Raw genomic sequence first — 18,265 nt, forward strand, 5'->3', positions numbered from 1 at the left:
ATGAACAGTTGTGATTATCGTATTTTTTGGGAAGAAACCGTTAAACAATTAAAGAATGAAATAGGTGAGCAGGAAATATCTATGTGGTTCTCACGTATTGTCTACGAGAGAGCTTCGGATACAACTATCGTTCTATCGGTTCCTTCCGAATTTTACCGCGATAATGTGCGGCAGCGATATGAACTCTTTATCGAAAAAAAATTATTGGAGCTGCTTGGCTCTCGTATCAACATTGAATTTGAAATAAAAGTTCCGGAGAATACGGATAACCACTCATCACCTAAAAAAAATGCGCATACACCGGCAGCATTTTCAGCAGCAACTCCTCATAACCCGCAAAAAACGGCAGTACCCGAAGAAAAAAAGAAGCATCCCCTTTTGAATGAGCGCTATACGTTCGATAAATTCGTTATCGATGCGGATAACCCGCTTCCCGCGAATGCTGCGATTGCCGTTTCGAAGAATCCCGGAACAGCCTATAACCCGTTGTTAATTTACGGCGGCGTAGGGTTGGGTAAAACACACCTGATGCAGGCGATTGGTAATGCGCTCTATCAAAGTACCAATCTGAAGATTTTATATGCACCTGCCGAAACCTTTACGAACGAATATATTGCTCATGTGAATAAAAATAAAATGCATGAATTTAAAAACAAGTACCGCAATGCGGATGTTCTGCTGCTTGATGATATCCACTTTTTGGAAAAAAAAGAAGGTACACAGGAAGAATTGTTCCACACTTTTAATGCCCTCTACGAAAGCAACAAACAAATCGTATTTACCTGCGACCGTCCGGTAGAAGAGTTGAAAAACTTAACAGACAGGCTTCGTTCCCGCTTTACCCGCGGTTTGAGCATCGACTTAAAGATACCTTCGTATGAGACTCGTTGTGCCATTTTATTTAAAAAGCTTCAGGATGAGCATTTTTCCATTCCCGACGAGGTAGTACACCTGATTGCAAAGAATATTTCTTCCAATGTCCGAGATTTGGAAAGTGCGCTTACGAAATTGGAAGCGTATTCGGAACTTACCGGCCCCATTACGCTTGAAAATGCGCAGCAGCTTTTACAGGATACGTTTGGATCTCCCCGCCAGCATAATATTACACTCGACACGATTCTAAAAATCGTCGCGGACTACTTCAGCATTTCGTATATCGATTTGAAAGGGAAAAAGCGGACTAAGAATATCTCTTTCCCGCGACAGGTTGCAATGTACCTCGCCCGGGAAATGACAGAGTTTTCTACCACGGAAATCGGTGTCGAATTAGGCGGACGGGACCATTCGACGATTATGCACGGACACCAAAAAATAGAAACGCAGACAGCGCTTGAGCCTTCGCTCGAGGTTACCATCGCCGAACTGAAAAAACGTATCACCAACGCCAATCAATAATGCCAAGAAAATGTTTGGCAAAATCCGGATTCTATGGTATACTGATAATGTATGACTTATGCATCTTTGTCTGCAACGCTCTCAATGCCATACACAACGGAAGATGGAAATGCTTCTTCCGATATTGTGGTGTTCGATAAAGACGAACACGCGGTAATCGAACAGATTCTAAAAAGCTTACAAGCTTATGCCCCCGGGGTACTGAGCAACATTGCAAACTGTATTACAACATTAGAACAAGTGGCGGTGGCTGTCTCCCGCTATCCCTCAATACAACGCAGCACTGTCCTTGCAGGTGAACATCGATCGGCAGAAACATTGATTGATACCCTGTGCAGCAGCGCTCCCGCTTCCCGTTTGCTGACATTACCGACAAAGGTTATCCTCGGTAAAAGCTTTCTGATTGCCAAATTTCAAACTTTTTCCGCACTTACTAAAATAGCGATGAATGCTTTTTTTGAAGAAAAAGATATACAAGCGCTGCGGCGGATTACACTTCGCGCTATGTTCGCTCTTATGGCGGAGGATGTGTATACGATGCTTCTTGATAATGCCGAGCTTCAGCATGAAACACGAAAAGATATAGCGGAGTTATTAACCGAACTATGGGAACATCGGCTGGATGAGCACTCCTCATCGTTTGCACTTGTCTTACACAAGGTCTGGACAGCGCGGAACAAACTTGCGCCGAACTTCGGCAGTATGCTCGGCGTAAGCGAACTCTTTCTTCTTTCAATGGAGCTGGATGAATCGTGGGAACGGTTTATGATTGCAAAGTTGGAGGATCCGGAGATCGGCCAAGCATTGGAAGAATTCTTATTCGGCATCTCGTATGAAAAGATCAATTTTATCCGAAATGTTTTGAAGGAAAGGAAAGCTTCCGCTCTCAGCAGAGACGAGGCATACAAGCTACTCGGCTTCAAGCGAGAGTTTCCAAGGGATGATCCGCGCGGTTTCTATACTTCGTTTATTGAGCGAAAAAGCAATGCCGAATCGCGGCGGAGGCTCCAAGTACCCGGCCCCAAGCGGACGCTCGAAGACCTCTACATTCAGTTTATCTTTGAAGAAGGCCTGAGCGATAAATAATCCCCCCCTGCACAGCATATTGCCGACAGGTATTAACCCCGCCGCACGAATCAACACTACAGCTGCTACAGCGCAAGTTTTAAGTCGCCGTCTTTAATCCATCCGATTTTCCGTAACGGTACGGTAAAAAGGAGCGTTAGTACGGCGGGGGCGATAAAGTGCAGCAGCAAGATGGAAAGATAGATGCTCGCAGCGCTGCGTCCGGTTTCACTCATCGCCGTCAATGCGCCGATTTGTCCTACCAACCCGCAAGTTCCCATACCGGAGCCGATGGGTGTATTTTCCAGCTTTAACAGCATAGTTGAAATAGGCCCCAGTACGGCGGATGCGGCGATCGGCGGTATCCATATTCGGGGATTTTTAATAATATTCGGCATGTGGAGCATACTGGTACCGATACCAACTGCAAAGCTGCCGCCGAATCCGTTATCCCGATAGCTCATCACCGCAAAGCCGATCATCTGCGCGCAGCATCCCGCCGCAGCCGCGCCTCCTGCAAGCCCCGAAAGAGAGAGCATCATACAGAGCGCGGCGCTACTGATCGGCAGCGTAAGAATGATCCCAACCAATACCGCAAGGCAGATACCCATCAGGAACGGACGCAGAGTTGTCGCTGTCATAATAACACCGCCGAGCCAATTCATACATGCAGACATATACGGCCCGAAAAAGACGGCTATTACGCTTCCGGAAAGAATGGTTACCATTGGCGTCACAATGAGGTCGATCTTTGTTTCTTTTGAAACCAGTTTCCCCAGCTCGGTACCGACAATGGCCGAAATAAAAGCGCCGACTGCACCGCCGAACATATTACCGGCATACCCGACAATAGCGGCGGAGAACAAGACAAAGGTGTGTGCTTTAAGCGAGTGCGCAACGGCAATACCGATGGCGGCGCCTGTCATATCACGGCATATCGGCCAGATGGTATCGGTCAAAAAGGTAATATGCAGCTGCTGCCCTACGGTTCTCAGAATTGTTCCGACAAGCAAGGATGAAAAAAGCCCCATCGCCATGGCGCTCATCGCATCAATAAAATACCGCTTACCGGAAATCTCTATATCTTTTCTTTTTAAGAAAAGCTGTAATTTGTTCATATCGATACAAATCTCCTTATTCGTGCCAAGGGTTTAATCCCCGGCGATATTGTTTTATCGGGATAGGATAGACCGCTTGTACGGCGGCAGAAAAAGCGCCGGTGCGTCCCCGTATCAGCTGATAGAATTGCAGTTTGCCGGTACCGACAGACGGTTTACCGGTCTCGATAGGCGGTTTACCGGTACCGATGGAGAGAATAGCAAAGCCGCCGTAGGATTTACCGCGGGGACGCAAGGGGCTGCCCGGATTGATAGCTGTAACGCAGCCAAATCTTGCGATACTTTGAATATGCGTGTGCCCGTATACGGCGATTGTGCAGCCGAGGCTTTCGGCTGTCATGCTCAGTTTACGTCCGTCAAGTTCAACATGATGCAGATGCCCGTGCGCCAATAAAATATGCTGTCCGGCTATCACCTTTTGCTGATATACCGGCAACCCGAAGGGTTTCTGATTTGCGCCGTCGGGGAAAATCGGCGGATAAAGCTGACTGTCGCAGTTCCCCTGTGCCATAATAATAACCGGCGGAATGGTTATCCGACCGGCAGCAGCTTCGCGTACAACGGTTATGATGTCTTGAGCGCCGTCTCCGGCAAAGAGGCAGGCTTGGCATTCCTCGCTAAAAGCCGATAAAATCCACCGCACTGCATCTACGGCTCCATGCGTGTCGGAAAGCAACAAGACAGAAGCAGTATCCGCATATTGCAGCCGGTTATAGAAAGCGGCATCGGCGATAACGCCGTTTTCGCAGCGGGTAAAACGGTTCATTGTTTTTCCCCTACGGCGCTTCCCCGCTCTCCGGTTACTGCGGCGCCCGTTTCCGGTTCCGTACCATCTGCCGCCCCGCCGGACGAAGGCGGTGATAAAATAAGATAGTTATACGAGCTGATATTCAGTTCCGGGTCTTTATACGGATGCAGTGCATACGGCGTACCGCCCCATGCCGCTATCCCCTGCTCTTTTAGCATGGCTGCCGTTGTTGCAACCGCCCGCGCAAACCGCGGAAACGGCTCCTGTTCCGGCAATTCATTGATTTGCTCTACAGCGGTTACGGCACAGAGCACCAGCGTCTGTACATCATGCGCAGGGATATTCACCGCCCTGTCGGCCTTTGCAAACGAGTCGGGCAGTTCAAAGTCCACAACAACATCGCTGTAGGCTTCGAGCGGCAAAATCTCTTCTACCGGCAACAGGGAAAAAATATGCAAGTCAGGGTATTTCTCTTGAGCGGTACGCAGTATACGGGCTCCGCCTTCGGGAATACCGATAGAAATAAGCGCCTCAACAGACTGTGCCGCAAGCCGTTCAGAGATTATCGAAAGCCGCGGCTGCTTTGTCTTAGCGGTCATATCGCGATAGCTCAAAATATGCAGGTTCGCTTTTAGACTCTCCGAATCATAGACATTCGAAAGATAGGTAAATAAATCGGAATACTGATAAAAATCCTTTCCCAGCACAAACAGGAGAGAATGCCTAAGTTCTTTCTTTTGATGAGATTGCTTGCGCGAATCGTTCTTTCCGCCGCAAGAAGCAGCTCCGGCAATGAAACCGGCAATTAAAATTATGAAACCGGCACGGATAATAGTTTGCCTCAAGAAGCGACGCAATGCCCCCCCACTCCTCAGATATACGGGATACGCTGCAACCGGGGAGGCGATATCAGTATTTTTTTTCATCATCAAATCCGCGGCGCGTTTAATTTGAGGCCGCAATTCCTTTTAAAAAATTACGTAACATAAAAGCAATCAGCATGGTTCCTAAAATCATAATGAGGGAAAGTGCGTTGATTACCGGAGAAATACCGTACCGCACCATCGAAAACACATAGAGCGGCAGCGTCGTGGAACCGGGGCCGGATACAAAAAAAGTAATCACAAAGTCTTCAAGCGACAACGTAACCGACATAAAAAAGCCGGATAAAATCGCCGGAAAAATTGCGGGAATTATCACCTTGAATAAGGTCTGCCGCTCCGTTGCGCCGAGGTCGTGCGCGGCTTCGACAATCGAAAAATCGAACTCTTCAAGGCGGGCAAGCACCAGCAAAAACACAAAGGGCAAACAAAAGGTAATATGCGCAATAATAATTGAAAAAAAGCCGAGCGGTATATTGATTGCCGAAAAGAAAATCAGCGTAGACATACCGATAACAACTTCCGGCAGCACCATCGGGAGAATGCTCACCGCTTGCACATACCCTCTGCCCCGGAACCGGTACCACTGTACGCCGAGACCGGCAAAGGTACCGATAACAACGGAACAAAATGCGGAAACAAAGGCAATAAGTATGCTGTGCCAAAATGAAGTCCATAATTTTTCGGATTCCAAGAAAAGCGCGGCATACCATTTCAGCGAAAAGCCCGACCATACAATCGCCTTGCCTTCGTTAAAAGAAAACACTGCGATAATCGCAAGAGGTAAAAATAAGAACAACAGCACAAACACCAGCACTGTAGAAGAAAACCAAGAACTGTTAAGGTTCTTATATGCACGCCGTGCATGACGCGCCGGTTCGGATTCCCGTTTGCGTTTCTCGAATTTCTGAATTAACCGCCGGTACGGGCTTTTTACCGAACTGTGCCGGTACGGAACCGGCAACGCTTGCTGTTGTATATCTTGCGGTATATCAGACATGCTCACTCCTCGTTCTTCAAGTCTTTTGAAATGGCATTTAGAAAATCTTTTGGAGAAAGGATCTTCAAATTTGAATTTTTAAAATCTGTTGAATTGCGTGTGATAATCGCATCAAAATTATGCGATTCGGCTACCGCATTCTGTACAGAATCCTCAAAATCGTTCCAATCAGACTCAAGTGCAAAAAGAATATTTTCTTCCGATACATCAGCGATATGGATAAGTGATAGTAACCGCTTTATAATATCCTTGACCTTTTGTTTATTACGCAGTTCCTTGTAAGCCACATAATAAATATCTGTAATAGCTGAAGCCGAAATATATTTATACACAATTGATTCCGGAATACTAAGGATAGCGGCAGCATCATCTACAAACAGAGGCCGATCCAGTAAGACATCAAGCACTACGTTTGTATCAATCAATATATGCATATTTTTTTAATCTTTCCTCACGATATTCCGAAAGTTCTTTCTCTCTATTTGGAATTACTCCTCTCAGGGAATCTACCATAGATGCGATAGATTCTCGTTTTGAATCTGTAGGGAGAACAGTATAGGTAATAATCACCTCCTGTCCCTGCTGAAATTGAACAGGAGTATTCAATACTATATGTGAGCCATTGTAATAACCTTTAGCCGTCGCAAGCATATAACCCTCCCTTCTTTTTATCGTACTATTTTTAGTATTTACCATCAATAGGCGCATTACCCGGCATACTATTTTGCGGCTTGCTTTTCTTGCTTAAAGCTGGTGTACATCATCCAGAGAACACCGGCGGCACTGACGGCGGTAATAAGCACCGAAAAGGCTGAAGCAAGCGGCCAGTTGCGGATCTTCGTTACCTGATCGACAATCAAATTACCGAGCATATAAGAGTCCTTTCCGCCGACAAGGAGCGGTACGGTATAAGAGCCGAATACCGGAATAAAGGTAAAGATGACGGCGGTTAGGATTCCGGCACGGATATTCGGCAGCATAACCTTAAAGATAGCCTCCGTTTTGGTAGCGCCAAGATCTCGTGCGGCTTCCAACAATGAAAAGTCAAACTTGTCGATAGCCGAAAAAATCGGAAAAACCGCATACGGGATAAACATATACACCAGTACGAGTATCACCGCCTGTTGGTTATACAAAAACGGAATACTTTCGGTGATAAGGTGCAGCTTTTTCAAAAGCCCGTTGAGGAAACCTTGAGTACCGAGTATCGAAATCCACGCATTGATTCTAATCAGAGAGTTTGTCCAAAAAGGAATGATAATCAAAAACAAAAAGAACAGCTGATGCTTACTACGCGCAATTGCATATCCGGCAGGAAGCGCAAGCAGAATACAAATGAGCGTTACGGCAATACTGACACAGAGCGTCCGCACAAATAATAGCCCGTAGCTTGCGGTAAAAAGCTGTATATATGCGCTGAACGTGAAATGCCGCACAACTCCGCCGTACAGCCCTTTTTGCAGAAAACTATACACACCGATGATGAGAAGCGGCAGCACAAAAAAAACGGTAAACCATGCCGCCATTGGAAAGGTATACAAAAAGGCGTACCGCCGTCGGGAATGATCTTGTACCATAGTCTGTTATACCTTTATGTTAAATCTTCGACGATGTAGCCGTCATTGGCTGCCCACGAAACATATACCGTATCCTTCCATTCAATTTCAGGTCCGTCTTCCAGATAGTTTTGATGCTGCTTAAAAACCTGCACAACCGTACCGCATTCCAGTTTTACAAAAAACTTAGACTGAAAGCCGGAATACACCGGTTCTTCAACCTCGCCGCGGAAAACATTCAATTCTTTTGTCGAAGAGGATGGCTTTTCCAACGAAATACGGATTTTTTCCGGCCGCACGGTAAAGCATACGGGCTGCCCCGCCTTAGTTTTATCGTAGTCGGTGATCTTAACCGAAGTTCCCAACGCCGGAGTGTCAAGCGTAACCATAAAGCCGTCCGTATGCGGCTCACACGCAACCACAGTTGCGTCAAAGAGGTTCGTTTCGCCGATAAACTTTGCAACAAAAGCTGTGGCAGGCTGTTCGTAAATTTCATACGGACTGCCGATTTGCAGCACCTTCCCCTGATTCATCACCGCAATGCGATCGGAAACGGAAAGCGCTTCACTTTGATCATGGGTTACAAAAATAAAGGTAATACCGATTTGATCGTGCAGTTTATCAAGCTCAATTAAAAGATTAGCCCGCAGCTTAGCATCCAATGCGGAAAGCGGTTCATCCAGCAGCAGTACCCGCGGCTCATTAATCAGCGCGCGGGCAATCGCAACACGCTGCTTCTGCCCGCCGGAAAGCTGAGAAGGTTTTTTGTAGATATGCGCATCAAGCTGCACCAAATGCAGGTATTCTTTAACGCGCCGGTCAATTTCGTCCTGCGACCGCTTGCGGATCCGGAGCGGAAAGGCGATGTTTTCATACACGGACAGGTGCGGAAAGAGCGCGTAGGTTTGAAAGACAGTATTCGACTGCCGTTTGTGGGCTTCTATACCGACAATATTTTGCCCATCAAAGGTGATAGTCCCCGAATCAGGCTGTTCAAATCCGGCAATAATGCGCAGCAGCGTTGTTTTTCCACAGCCGGAAGGCCCCAATAGCGAGAAAAACTCCCCGCGCTGAATGTGGATAACGGCATTATCCACCGCATGAAAATCTCCAAATGTTTTTGAAACATTTTCGATTGAAACTTCGCACCCTTTCACTGACGCATCGCGCCCCCTTCAACTCGTTATAGGGCACCTCTAAAAACGTTTAACCGATAGCCGGACTTTTAAAGATGACCTACTATATTTGAAGCATTTAGCGGTTTATGTCAATATGCGGGATGGGGTAAACACAGCATTATTTAATCGCTTCTACTTCCTGCTTGCTGAGTGTTCAAGTTTCATACAGTATACCGCACTTACCGCCGTTTTGTAAGAAACACTGTTTTAGTTGGTAATGTGTATGTACTGCGCGCCGCCTTGAGCGACAAGGCGGCTGCCGACAGTGATTGCTGTACCCTATAGGGTTAGTCTGCAGTATTACCGGAAGTATTATTGCACGGTCCTTCAATTACAGAGCCACCCGAACCGACATAATGGTATTTAATCGCGCCTCCCGACCAGTTAAATGAGTTCGAAGCGGTATTTTCGTTATATACAGCGTACCCTTTTTTAGCAGTACCTGTTGCTCTATTAAAAGAAAGTTGTCCTTGTTTTAACTCAAGTTTTCCGCCGGATGCAATATAAACGCCGCCGCCTTTGCTAGCTTTACAAAAACGGATATAAGTTTTATCATTATGATTAGTAGTATTATAACCATCGATCGTGAGGGTACCGCCTGAACCGATATAGACCCCTCCTCCATCAGCAGCAGTAGTTTCGCAGCCCGATATTTGAGTTTTGCCTTTCATCGTGACGGTTCCATTGTATATAGCAATTCCGGCTCCGTGTCTCGTACCGTATCCGGAGGTGTAACAGCTTGTAATACTAACATTTTCCAGCGTAAGCGATGTAGGATTGCCGTCGTTTTCCAACAGTATGCCGCCGCCGCCTTTCCCATCTGAAGCCTGTCCTTTTTCTAACTCCATATTTTTAATGGTAAGCTTCCCCCCATTTTTAATGGTAAAGATTCTGCATTTTTGGTTGGCAACAAGTGAGACATGTCCCGATGTTAATCCTATGAGGGTTATTGTTTTGTTGTCTACTGTAATTGTATCGGTCGTATTCCATGTATAGCAAACATCTCTAACATAAATAACAGTATTAGTGGCTGCGCTTTCGATTGCGGCTTTTAATTTCGCCCAGTTGTTGTCTGTTTGACCATAAGCCGAAGAAGTATCCACCTGCTGCCGTATAAGACCCGCTTCATTTACACAGTAAGCCGTATTTGAGTCAGATGTTACAGTAAACTTAAACCAGTTTTCGGCTACGTTTGTAGTGTTACTTGCCGGATTTTGTATTACCTGTATGTTAGGATTGAAAGATGTAGGATAGCTTTCAGGCGTTATACGGGCAACGTGTTGATACTCGAGCTTTTCGGCAATGGTGATTTTTGTCCCATTTGCAAGGTATACGTCGTTGTTACCCTTACCATTTGCATCGGAACCGGTAGAGGGGGTAACGTCTGCATATCCTTTCATTGTAAACACGGCTCCGGCACCCACATATACGCCGCCGCCGTCTGCTGCATGAGCCGCAAGGGGTTTGCAATTTTCGATTGTACCGCCTGTCATATTGAATGTACCTTTTGAGGCTGATGTACCGCCTGCTACGTACACACCGATGCCTCGGCTCGGCCTAAAAGCAGATGATTGGGTTGTACAATCCTTAATGGTGCCGCCCGACATATTGAATGTTCCTTGTTCACCGATCAAGACCCCTGCGCCGCAGTTTTTTTCTACTTCATAGATAATGTTTTCCTCTATAGTGCCGGCCGTAAAATTAACGGTACCTTTTTCTACATAGATACCGCCGCCGCCGACATCTTTGTTTCCGCCGAAATAGGTGCTTTTCGCCGCATGGTTGGCTGTTATTGTTCCGCCTGAAATATCTGCTTGTCCGTGTTCGCCGACATAAATACCACCTCCCAAGCATTTTGCTTTATTACCCGATATTTCACCGCTTTCCATTTTAAATATTCCTTGGTTGGTTGCACTGGCGCCTTTTACATACACGCCTGCCATGCTGGTCGCCTCATTATTTTTGATAGAGCCTCCCGTTAATTTAAATGTACCGCCGCCTCCTATCTCTACGCCGGCACTTCCGGCACCGTTTACATAATTATTGCAGATTGAACCGTTCTCCATCGTAAACGTACCGCCCTCAATCTTTACACCGTGACCAAAGTTTCTAATTTCCGTAGTATTGCCCTTAACGGTTACGGTTCCGGCTGTTTGCTGTATACCGTAAACATACACGCTATTACCTACATGGGTGCCTGTTATATTAGCTTTTAAGATAACGGAATCGAGGGTAAGTGTTCCTGCCGTTTTAACAAGATACTGATAATCGCTGGGCGCGGGACGGTTATCGTGTATTACCGCAGTTACCGCAGGCGTGTCTTTTCGTAACGATTCTATTGTTACCTTTTTACCGCTTGCAATATCGAGTGTAGTATTTTCCTCAATCGTTCCGTCTACAAAAATAGTATATGCCGTGCCGGTGGCTGTACACTGGCTCAAGGCGTTGGAAACGGTTTTATACGGCTTTTGCTTTGAACCGGTTCCCGTGCTGTCATTGCCCTCAGCCGCGCCCGGTATACCATTATACCAATCACCGTTTGTTCCGCGGACATAGATATTGGGAGACTTAAATTCCGCCTTTATTTCAGCATTACTTCCAACTACATAAGAAAGGTTAACATTGGTTTGTGATGTAACACTTATGCCGCTCCATTTTATAAACGTGTAACCCGAAGCAGCCGTTGCCGTTGCCGTGATTGTTGCTCCAATTTCAGCTTTTACGGTCACAGCAGCCGAATTGTTGTTGCTTACAGAACCGATGCCTGCTGCCGTTGGGTTTGTTACGTTGATTGTACCGCCGCCTGCCGCCGATTCGTCGTCGGAACTTTTTGCCGTAAAGGTTACCGTATAAGACTTCCGTTTAATGTGCACTTTGTATTCATTTTGCAGCCCTGCCTTTTCTACGGTAAAGGTTACAAGCGTTTCTCCTCCTACGGTGGGAAGCGTTACCATTGTTCCCGTATGGGCGGTACCGTTTACTTTTACCGTAACCGTTGCATCGGGTTCAGACGTATAAGTAAAGCTCATAGAGGGTGGACTAAGCTGTGCTGCAAAAATATAATATTCAGTAGTACCGGAGCTAAAGACTTCGTCCTCAGTGTCCGCTGCATTGCTAAACTGCACCGATGTACTGCCGGAGGAAAAAGCTAAGCTATTGAGTACCGGCAGGTCGGTAACGGTACTTTGCGTGGTAATCTTATAATAAAGTGTGCGTTCGGCGCCCGTTTCAAAACCGTCTGCTTCCGCCCGTACGGTAAGTGTATACTCCGCTTCGGTTCTTCCCGTTTGAATAGGTAAGGAGATATCCACTCCGCTTCCGGCTCCGCTTGCTGTAAGCGGACTTGCAGAACTTCCTGTAGTGGTTTCCGTCAGCGTATAATAAACAGTTGTATTCGCTGTAGCACAGGTAAGGCGCAGCGTTGCCGGTTTGTGTTCTTCGTCTACACGTATCGTATGCGGATGCGTTTTGGTATTATCGCTGTTTACATCCGCCGTACTGCTGCCCTTTACAAGGCTGATTTGAACGGGAGCCGGTCTATTCGGTTTTGTACTTGCCTTCAATGCTCCTGAAACCAATCCCTCTGCGTCTGCAAGGCGAATCGTATAGTCTTTTTTAGCAGCTCCATCTTTTACTTCCACATCAGTTTTGTAGTACAGCACCCATCCGCCTGTAGGAATCTCATCGGCATCGGGAGCGGTGAGCTTTGTTACATCGGAAAGCGTAATAAAAGAATCGGATTCCGGTTTTACAAATTTCTTTTCTGCCTCGTTTACCGAAAAGGCATAGGGTGTTTCGTTTATTTCAACATGCGCAAGGTCTTTATGTAAAAGCCCGCCGGCTACCGTCTTACTCATATCGGTCTCCGGCACCGTGATACATAGTACGTAATACGAAGGCGTACCGGTTGTCTTTGCAACGGCGAAAGTCGGTTTCGGAGGCGGGGTATTCGCTTTTACATTGAGTGTAAATGTTTTCGAAAACTTTCTCCCGTCTTCGGGATACAGCGTAATCGTCGGTCCGATATTTTTTTTGCCGTATTCGTGCTTCTGTAAAAATACTGCTTTGTATTTCAGCGTTAATTGACTAGGTGAATCTTGTGTCAGTTCATAATCATCGGGTTGTTTTGGGGCGCTTGTTGTTGTGCCTTCAACGTCTGCGGGAAAAACGACAATATCGGCAGGGGCGCCTGCATCTTGCGGCAGCTGAAACTTGACATTTTTGGGATTACGGACGGTAAGGGTTACCGTTACATCACGTAATGAAGGAATACTCTCTATGGTATCTTTATCGGCGTGCACTGTGATTGCAGGGTCAAAGCTATAGCGGGTAATCGCAGCCTCCGTCGACCAATACTCCAAATACTCTTCTATATTTGCAGTAAACTGATTACAGGATGTAAATAAAAAGGTTAAAAATATTCCGGTTATACCGGTTACAATGGTATAAAATTTCCGCATACATTCCTCCGCTTTTAGGATAAGGAATTATTAAAACTGATAATGAAAAGCAACCGTATTATGGCTTGAGTATGTACCATTTTTATAGAGATGACAAGTACGATTGCTATTCCACCTTGTCAAAAATCCTAGACAAGAATAGAGAAATAAGATACGGTATGTGCCTGCCGGTTAACAATTTTACTATTTTATTAATCGTCTCATCACAAATAAATCTAAGGAGTTTACAAATGTTAAAACAGAAAATCATCATACTCGGTTGTAGTATCGCCTTAATCGCAGGCGTACCTCTTTTTGCAAAACCCAAAGCGGTTTCCATTGCGGTCTTTGTACCCGGAATTGTCAAAGGAAACCCGACGTATGAATTGCTCGTGGAGGGTGTACAGGATGCGAAGGCGCAGCTGGATAAAAAAGGTACACCGGTTACCGTCAAGGTTGTAGAAGGCGGTGTGAATCAGGGGGAATGGCAGAACGGGTTGACGGCGCTCGCCCTGAGCAAAAAGTATGATTTAATTATCAGTTCCAATCCTTCGTTGCCGGCAATCGCAGAAAAGGTGCTGCAATCCGCGCCCAAACAAAAATTCTTGCTGTTGGACGGCTACCTTGCCGGAAACGGTCAAATAAAAACCGTCGGATTTAATCAGTACGAACAGGGGTACCTCAACGGTTACTACGCCGCGCTCGTCAGCAGCAGTTCGATGAAGAATGCAAACGCTGCGTATAAGATCGGTCTTCTTGCCGGACAGGAATTTCCGGTTATGAACGATAAAATACGGAAAGGCTACTTGGACGGAGCAAAAGCCGTCAATAAAAACTTTGAGCTGGATTTCCGCGTCCTCGGTAATTGGTATGATGCAGCCAAAGCCTCTGAGCTTGCCGCTTCGATGATCAAAAATAAAGCTGATGTCATCTTAACAATCTGCGGCGGCGGAAATGCCGGAGTTGTTGCCGCCGCCCGGGAACACGGCGCATACGTGATGTGGTTTGACCGGCCGGGATATTCCTACGGGAAGGACATTGTAGTCGGTTCAACGGAAGTCAGCCAAAAGACAGCCTGTACCGATTCCGTGATTGCCTTTGTGGAAGAACGCTTGGAGTTCGGTACATCGGTAGAACTCGGCATAAAAGACGGTGCGGTAAACTTTGCCTTTGAAGGTGTACCTTCCGCCGTGCCGGCAGACATTACTCAAAAAGTAAAACAACTGATAGACGGCGTTAAAACCGGAGCATTGACCTTATCCGCTCACTAGGATGCCTTTGTGTTTTCGACGGAAAACTTACGCTTTACGTTTCCGGAAAACGGCATTACGGCTGTAGACGGGGTAAGCATTGAGTTTGAGGCAGGCAAGATACATGCGCTGTTAGGTGAAAACGGCGCCGGAAAGTCAACGCTTGCCCGCCTCTGTACCGGTCATTTACAGCCGGACAGCGGGCGCATCCTTTACAACGGCGAAGCACTGAACTTACGTTCCGCCGCGGACGGTATTGCACGGGGTCTTGTGTTGACGCCGCAACATCCGCAGCTTTCAGCGGATCTTACGGTATGGGAAAACCTTGCGATCGGATTGCATACCGCAAAAGATATTGCCGCCAACGTTCTTTCGCCCCAAAAAACTCAAAACGCAATTGCGGCGGCACTCGCCCGCTACGGTATCGTGCTGCCGCTCACCCAAAAAGCGGAGACGCTCGATACGGCGCAGCTGCACTGGGCGGCAATCGGGGAAGCGCTGCTTAAAAATCCTTCCGTATTCTTTTTGGACGAACCGTCCGCCTCCTTTAGTCCGCAGGAAATTACCCAGCTGTACGGCATACTCCGCAGTTGCGCGGACAGGGGTGCGTGTATTATCGTAGTAACACACCGCATTCAAGAAGTGTTGAGCTTTATGGACACGGTGCATATTCTGCGGAACGGCAAGACGGTTTGGAACGGTTCGATCGATTCTACCGTAAGCGCAAACCTCCTGCTGCAAGAAATTTTCGGTTCCGAACAGGCGGAATGGACTGCCGCCGAAATACAATCGGATATTCCGCCGCTTCAAACTGATGCCGGTACAGCCGCCGCTTCATCAAACACCAATACTCCGTCGTATACAAATACACTGCAACCCGACACGGTATCTCCGGAACATCCGTCTGCGGCATCCCCATTCAAAGCAGCGCTAAAGGGCACGCTACAATCGAGTACGGTAGCGCCTGTATCGCAGTTTCAAAGTTCTTCGGCAAAACCGGCGGCGGGACTGACCGTTTCGCACGTTGCCGCCGTCAGCAGTAGAGGAGTCCGCTTTTCGGATTTTTCAATCGATGTTCCGCACGGAAAGATAACCGGCGTCGTCGGCATAAAAAAACAGGGGCTTGAGCTTTTGGAGTATTTGCTGGTCAATACGCTCAAGCCGGACAGCGGTACTATCAGGTTTGACGGGCAGCCCCTGAGCCGCATACCGCGCGAAACTTACGCCTACATCCCCAGCAAGCGGATGAGGAACGGCATTGCCGGCAGACACAGCATTGCGGAAAACCTCTATGTCCGCGCACGAGCCTCGTTATACCGCTTCGGTATTTACTCCCCCGCGGCGGTTGAAGAATGGAAGCGCAGCTGTTCATTCGATATTCCCCGCTCGTGGAAAGATTCGGTGTTGAGCTTATCGGGCGGTATGATCCAAAAACTGATTTTCAGCCGCGAACTCGACAATCCGCCGCCGCAGTTGGTTATCTGTGCCGAACCCTATTGGGGGCTGGACAGGAAGGTACAGCTTGCACTGCTGCAGCGGCTCCGCAATCTCGCTGAAAAAGGGGCAGCGGTTATCGTGCTCACCTCTGACGTAGACGCCGCGCTTGAAACCTGCGACCGTATTCATGTATTATACCGCGGTGTCCTGACCCGCTTTATGGAACGTTCCGCATATAACCGCGCGGAAATCATTGCGGCGATGATGCAGGCGAGTAAAGATGAATAAAGATACGCAACAACACCGTCTCAAAAAAGCAGCCCCGCTTTTAAACAGTATTATTTCGGTAACCGCAAGCGCAGCCGCGGCGGCAATCTGTTTGGCAGCGCAGAGCGAAGAACCGCTCGAAACGCTTATCGCGTTTTTTATTTCCCCTTTTACCAATACGTTTTATTTCGGCAATATGCTCGACCAAGCCTCCCTCATTTTGCTCTGCGCGATGGGTTTTATCCTTCCGGCAAAGGCAGGCTTTTTCAACCTCGGCGGCGAGGGGCAAGCGTATCTCGCTTCGTTTATCGCGGTGGAATTCGCATTGCTGACACCACAGTTCCCGCAGCCCTTCGGCCTTATCGCCGGATGTATACTCGCGGCTCTTTGCTCCGGCCTTTTAGGTTTTATTTCCGCTTTTTTGAAACAATTTCTCGGCATTACCGAACTGATCAGCACCTATTTATTATCCTGCGCACTGCTCCCACTCATCGACTACGGCGTCAACGATATATTCAGAGATTCTGCAAGCAATCTGATGGCAACCCCATATACAACCGAAGCGTGGTTCTTCACTTCTTTTTGGCCTCCTTCGACATTGAATAGCAGTATCTTTTTTACGGTGATAATAACGGCGCTGCTTTTCTGGATGTTCAAGCGTACCCGCTACGGCTACGAACTCGGATTAACCGGCAATAACCGCGCTTTCGCACAATCCCAAGGAATTAAGGTCGGCTTGATTTCAGTCTTGGCGCTGACATTCGGCGCAGCAGCCCACGGACTTGCGGGCGCATTCAGCGTATACGGCTCGCGGCACTATGTCTATGCGGGCATTACATCGGGACTGGGCTGGAGCGGCATCTCCGCGGCGCTTATCGGGCGCAATCATCCGTTGGGTGCAGTATTCGGCGCGCTGTTTTTTGCGTGGATGGAAGCAGGCGGCAAGGCTGCGATGCTCCAGACAAGCACGTCGTTTGACCTTTCGTCAATTGTACAGGGGATTGCGTTTATATTGATAACGGTTGATTTTTTCCGGCAAAAACGAGGGAGAAAACCTTTATGATAACCGCGATTACTTTGATTGCACAAGCCGCGCCGCTGCTGATTGCCGCCTGCGCTGCCCTCGTTTCGGAATACGCGGGGCTATTGAACGTCGGGATAGAAGGACTGATGCTTTTAAGCGCCTTTACGGGAATCGGCGGAATTCTATTAACCGAAAGCCTCGGCGGTCTTATTCCGGGGCTTGCCCTCTCGCTTACGTTGGGTGCAGGGTTAAGTATGTTTATTACCTATCTTGCTATCTATCGTAAAGCCAATATCTACATAGTCGGACTTGCGGTAAACTTAACCGCTGCGGGCTTTGTTTCCATACTGAGTACACGGTTTTTCGGTAACCGGAGTATCGTTGCGCTGCCGCCGGAGCTGCTGCTTCAGCCGCAGCTCGTCAAAACGGCGAGCGCGGCGCTCGCCGTTTTGACCGGCCTCGGACTTGCGCTCTTTTGCCGCTACACCAAAACAGGCTTACGGATAAAGATACTCGGAAAAGATTCTGCATTTTTGGATTCGATTGGGGTGCATACCGCACGGTTAAAGATAGCGGCAATGGGTATGTCCGGGGCGGCGGCGGCGTTGGCAGGCTGCCTGTTATCCCTCCAGCTGGGAGCCTTTGTTCCGAACCAAAGCGCCGGCAAGGGTTGGATCGCCCTCGTACTTGCGTATGCAGGCGGACGATCCGTTATCGGAACAATCTGTGCCGCGCTGCTGTTCGTCTATCTTGAAAATACCATCGCGGCGGCGCAGATCGGTATGGAACATCCGGCACTCTTGATTGGGCTGCCTTTCGTGCTCGGCCTCTTCCTGATTATCGCCGAAAAGCTGATTATCCGAATATGGAAGCGGTATAGAGGGAAATGACATCCGTACCTGCCTCA

The 18,265-nt window shown here is 47.8% G+C and carries 15 protein-coding genes; 6 read left to right on the top strand and 9 right to left on the bottom strand.

Translation table 11 applies throughout. From position 1 onward, the window contains the following. Entirely contained in the window at positions 1–1,395 is a 1,395-nt protein-coding gene (dnaA, locus tag ABK01_RS00005; RefSeq protein WP_253675755.1) for a chromosomal replication initiator protein DnaA, read from the top strand. A gap of 51 nt (positions 1,396–1,446) precedes the next feature. Continuing rightward, positions 1,447–2,481 carry a hypothetical protein gene (locus tag ABK01_RS00010; protein WP_253675756.1) on the top strand — a complete coding sequence of 345 codons (1,035 nt, stop codon included), beginning with the start codon at positions 1,447–1,449 and terminating at the stop codon, positions 2,479–2,481. Between the two features lie 65 nt (positions 2,482–2,546). Here ABK01_RS00010 and ABK01_RS00015 read toward each other — a convergent pair whose 3' ends face one another. From ABK01_RS00015 to ABK01_RS00055, 9 genes are all read right to left on the bottom strand, one after another. After that, positions 2,547–3,578 (bottom strand): PTS sugar transporter subunit IIC, encoded by a 1,032-nt coding sequence (locus ABK01_RS00015; protein WP_253675757.1) that lies wholly within the window; start codon positions 3,576–3,578, stop codon positions 2,547–2,549. A 16-nt stretch (positions 3,579–3,594) separates the two neighbouring features. Further along, positions 3,595–4,344, bottom strand: coding sequence for a YfcE family phosphodiesterase (locus ABK01_RS00020; protein ID WP_253675758.1), 750 nt, complete (start codon positions 4,342–4,344; stop codon positions 3,595–3,597). Beyond that, complete coding sequence (locus tag ABK01_RS00025) at positions 4,341–5,255, bottom strand: hypothetical protein (protein WP_253675759.1); 915 nt, start codon at positions 5,253–5,255, stop codon at positions 4,341–4,343. The genes ABK01_RS00020 and ABK01_RS00025 overlap by 4 nt, the downstream gene beginning before the upstream one ends. A 16-nt stretch (positions 5,256–5,271) precedes the next feature. Continuing rightward, the gene (locus ABK01_RS00030; RefSeq protein WP_044014574.1) at positions 5,272–6,207 is read right to left on the bottom strand and encodes an ABC transporter permease; all 936 of its coding nucleotides are present in this window, start codon (positions 6,205–6,207) and stop codon (positions 5,272–5,274) included. Positions 6,208–6,209: 2 nt separating this feature from the next. Beyond that, positions 6,210–6,641: a PIN domain-containing protein gene (locus ABK01_RS00035; RefSeq protein WP_253675760.1), complete on the bottom strand. Its 432-nt coding sequence runs from the start codon at positions 6,639–6,641 to the stop codon at positions 6,210–6,212. Continuing rightward, positions 6,625–6,858 (bottom strand): hypothetical protein, encoded by a 234-nt coding sequence (locus ABK01_RS00040; protein ID WP_253675761.1) that lies wholly within the window; start codon positions 6,856–6,858, stop codon positions 6,625–6,627. Before ABK01_RS00040 ends, ABK01_RS00035 begins: the two co-directional genes overlap by 17 nt. Positions 6,859–6,926: 68 nt before the next feature. After that, positions 6,927–7,784, bottom strand: coding sequence for an ABC transporter permease (locus tag ABK01_RS00045; protein ID WP_253675762.1), 858 nt, complete (start codon positions 7,782–7,784; stop codon positions 6,927–6,929). A gap of 14 nt (positions 7,785–7,798) precedes the next feature. Beyond that, on the bottom strand, positions 7,799–8,920 hold the full coding sequence (locus ABK01_RS00050; protein WP_253675763.1) for an ABC transporter ATP-binding protein: 1,122 nt from the start codon (positions 8,918–8,920) through the stop codon (positions 7,799–7,801). A 308-nt stretch (positions 8,921–9,228) separates the two neighbouring features. Further along, on the bottom strand, positions 9,229–13,401 hold the full coding sequence (locus tag ABK01_RS00055; protein WP_253675764.1) for a right-handed parallel beta-helix repeat-containing protein: 4,173 nt from the start codon (positions 13,399–13,401) through the stop codon (positions 9,229–9,231). A 230-nt stretch (positions 13,402–13,631) separates the two neighbouring features. On the opposite strand from ABK01_RS00055, the gene ABK01_RS00060 reads away from it, so the two are divergent. From ABK01_RS00060 to ABK01_RS00075, 4 genes are read left to right on the top strand one after another with little or no spacing between them, the layout of a single operon-like run. After that, positions 13,632–14,651, top strand: coding sequence for a BMP family ABC transporter substrate-binding protein (locus ABK01_RS00060; protein ID WP_253675765.1), 1,020 nt, complete (start codon positions 13,632–13,634; stop codon positions 14,649–14,651). A gap of 9 nt (positions 14,652–14,660) precedes the next feature. Beyond that, positions 14,661–16,355 carry an ATP-binding cassette domain-containing protein gene (locus ABK01_RS00065; protein WP_253675766.1) on the top strand — a complete coding sequence of 565 codons (1,695 nt, stop codon included), beginning with the start codon at positions 14,661–14,663 and terminating at the stop codon, positions 16,353–16,355. Beyond that, complete coding sequence (locus ABK01_RS00070; protein WP_253675767.1) at positions 16,348–17,397, top strand: ABC transporter permease; 1,050 nt, start codon at positions 16,348–16,350, stop codon at positions 17,395–17,397. The genes ABK01_RS00065 and ABK01_RS00070 overlap by 8 nt, the downstream gene beginning before the upstream one ends. Next, entirely contained in the window at positions 17,394–18,248 is an 855-nt protein-coding gene (locus tag ABK01_RS00075) for an ABC transporter permease subunit (RefSeq protein WP_253675768.1), read from the top strand. The genes ABK01_RS00070 and ABK01_RS00075 overlap by 4 nt, the downstream gene beginning before the upstream one ends. Positions 18,249–18,265 lie beyond the last annotated feature (17 nt).

The sequence above is a fragment of the Treponema sp. OMZ 305 genome (assembly GCF_024181325.1).
Taxonomy (GTDB): Bacteria; Spirochaetota; Spirochaetia; order Treponematales; family Treponemataceae; genus Treponema.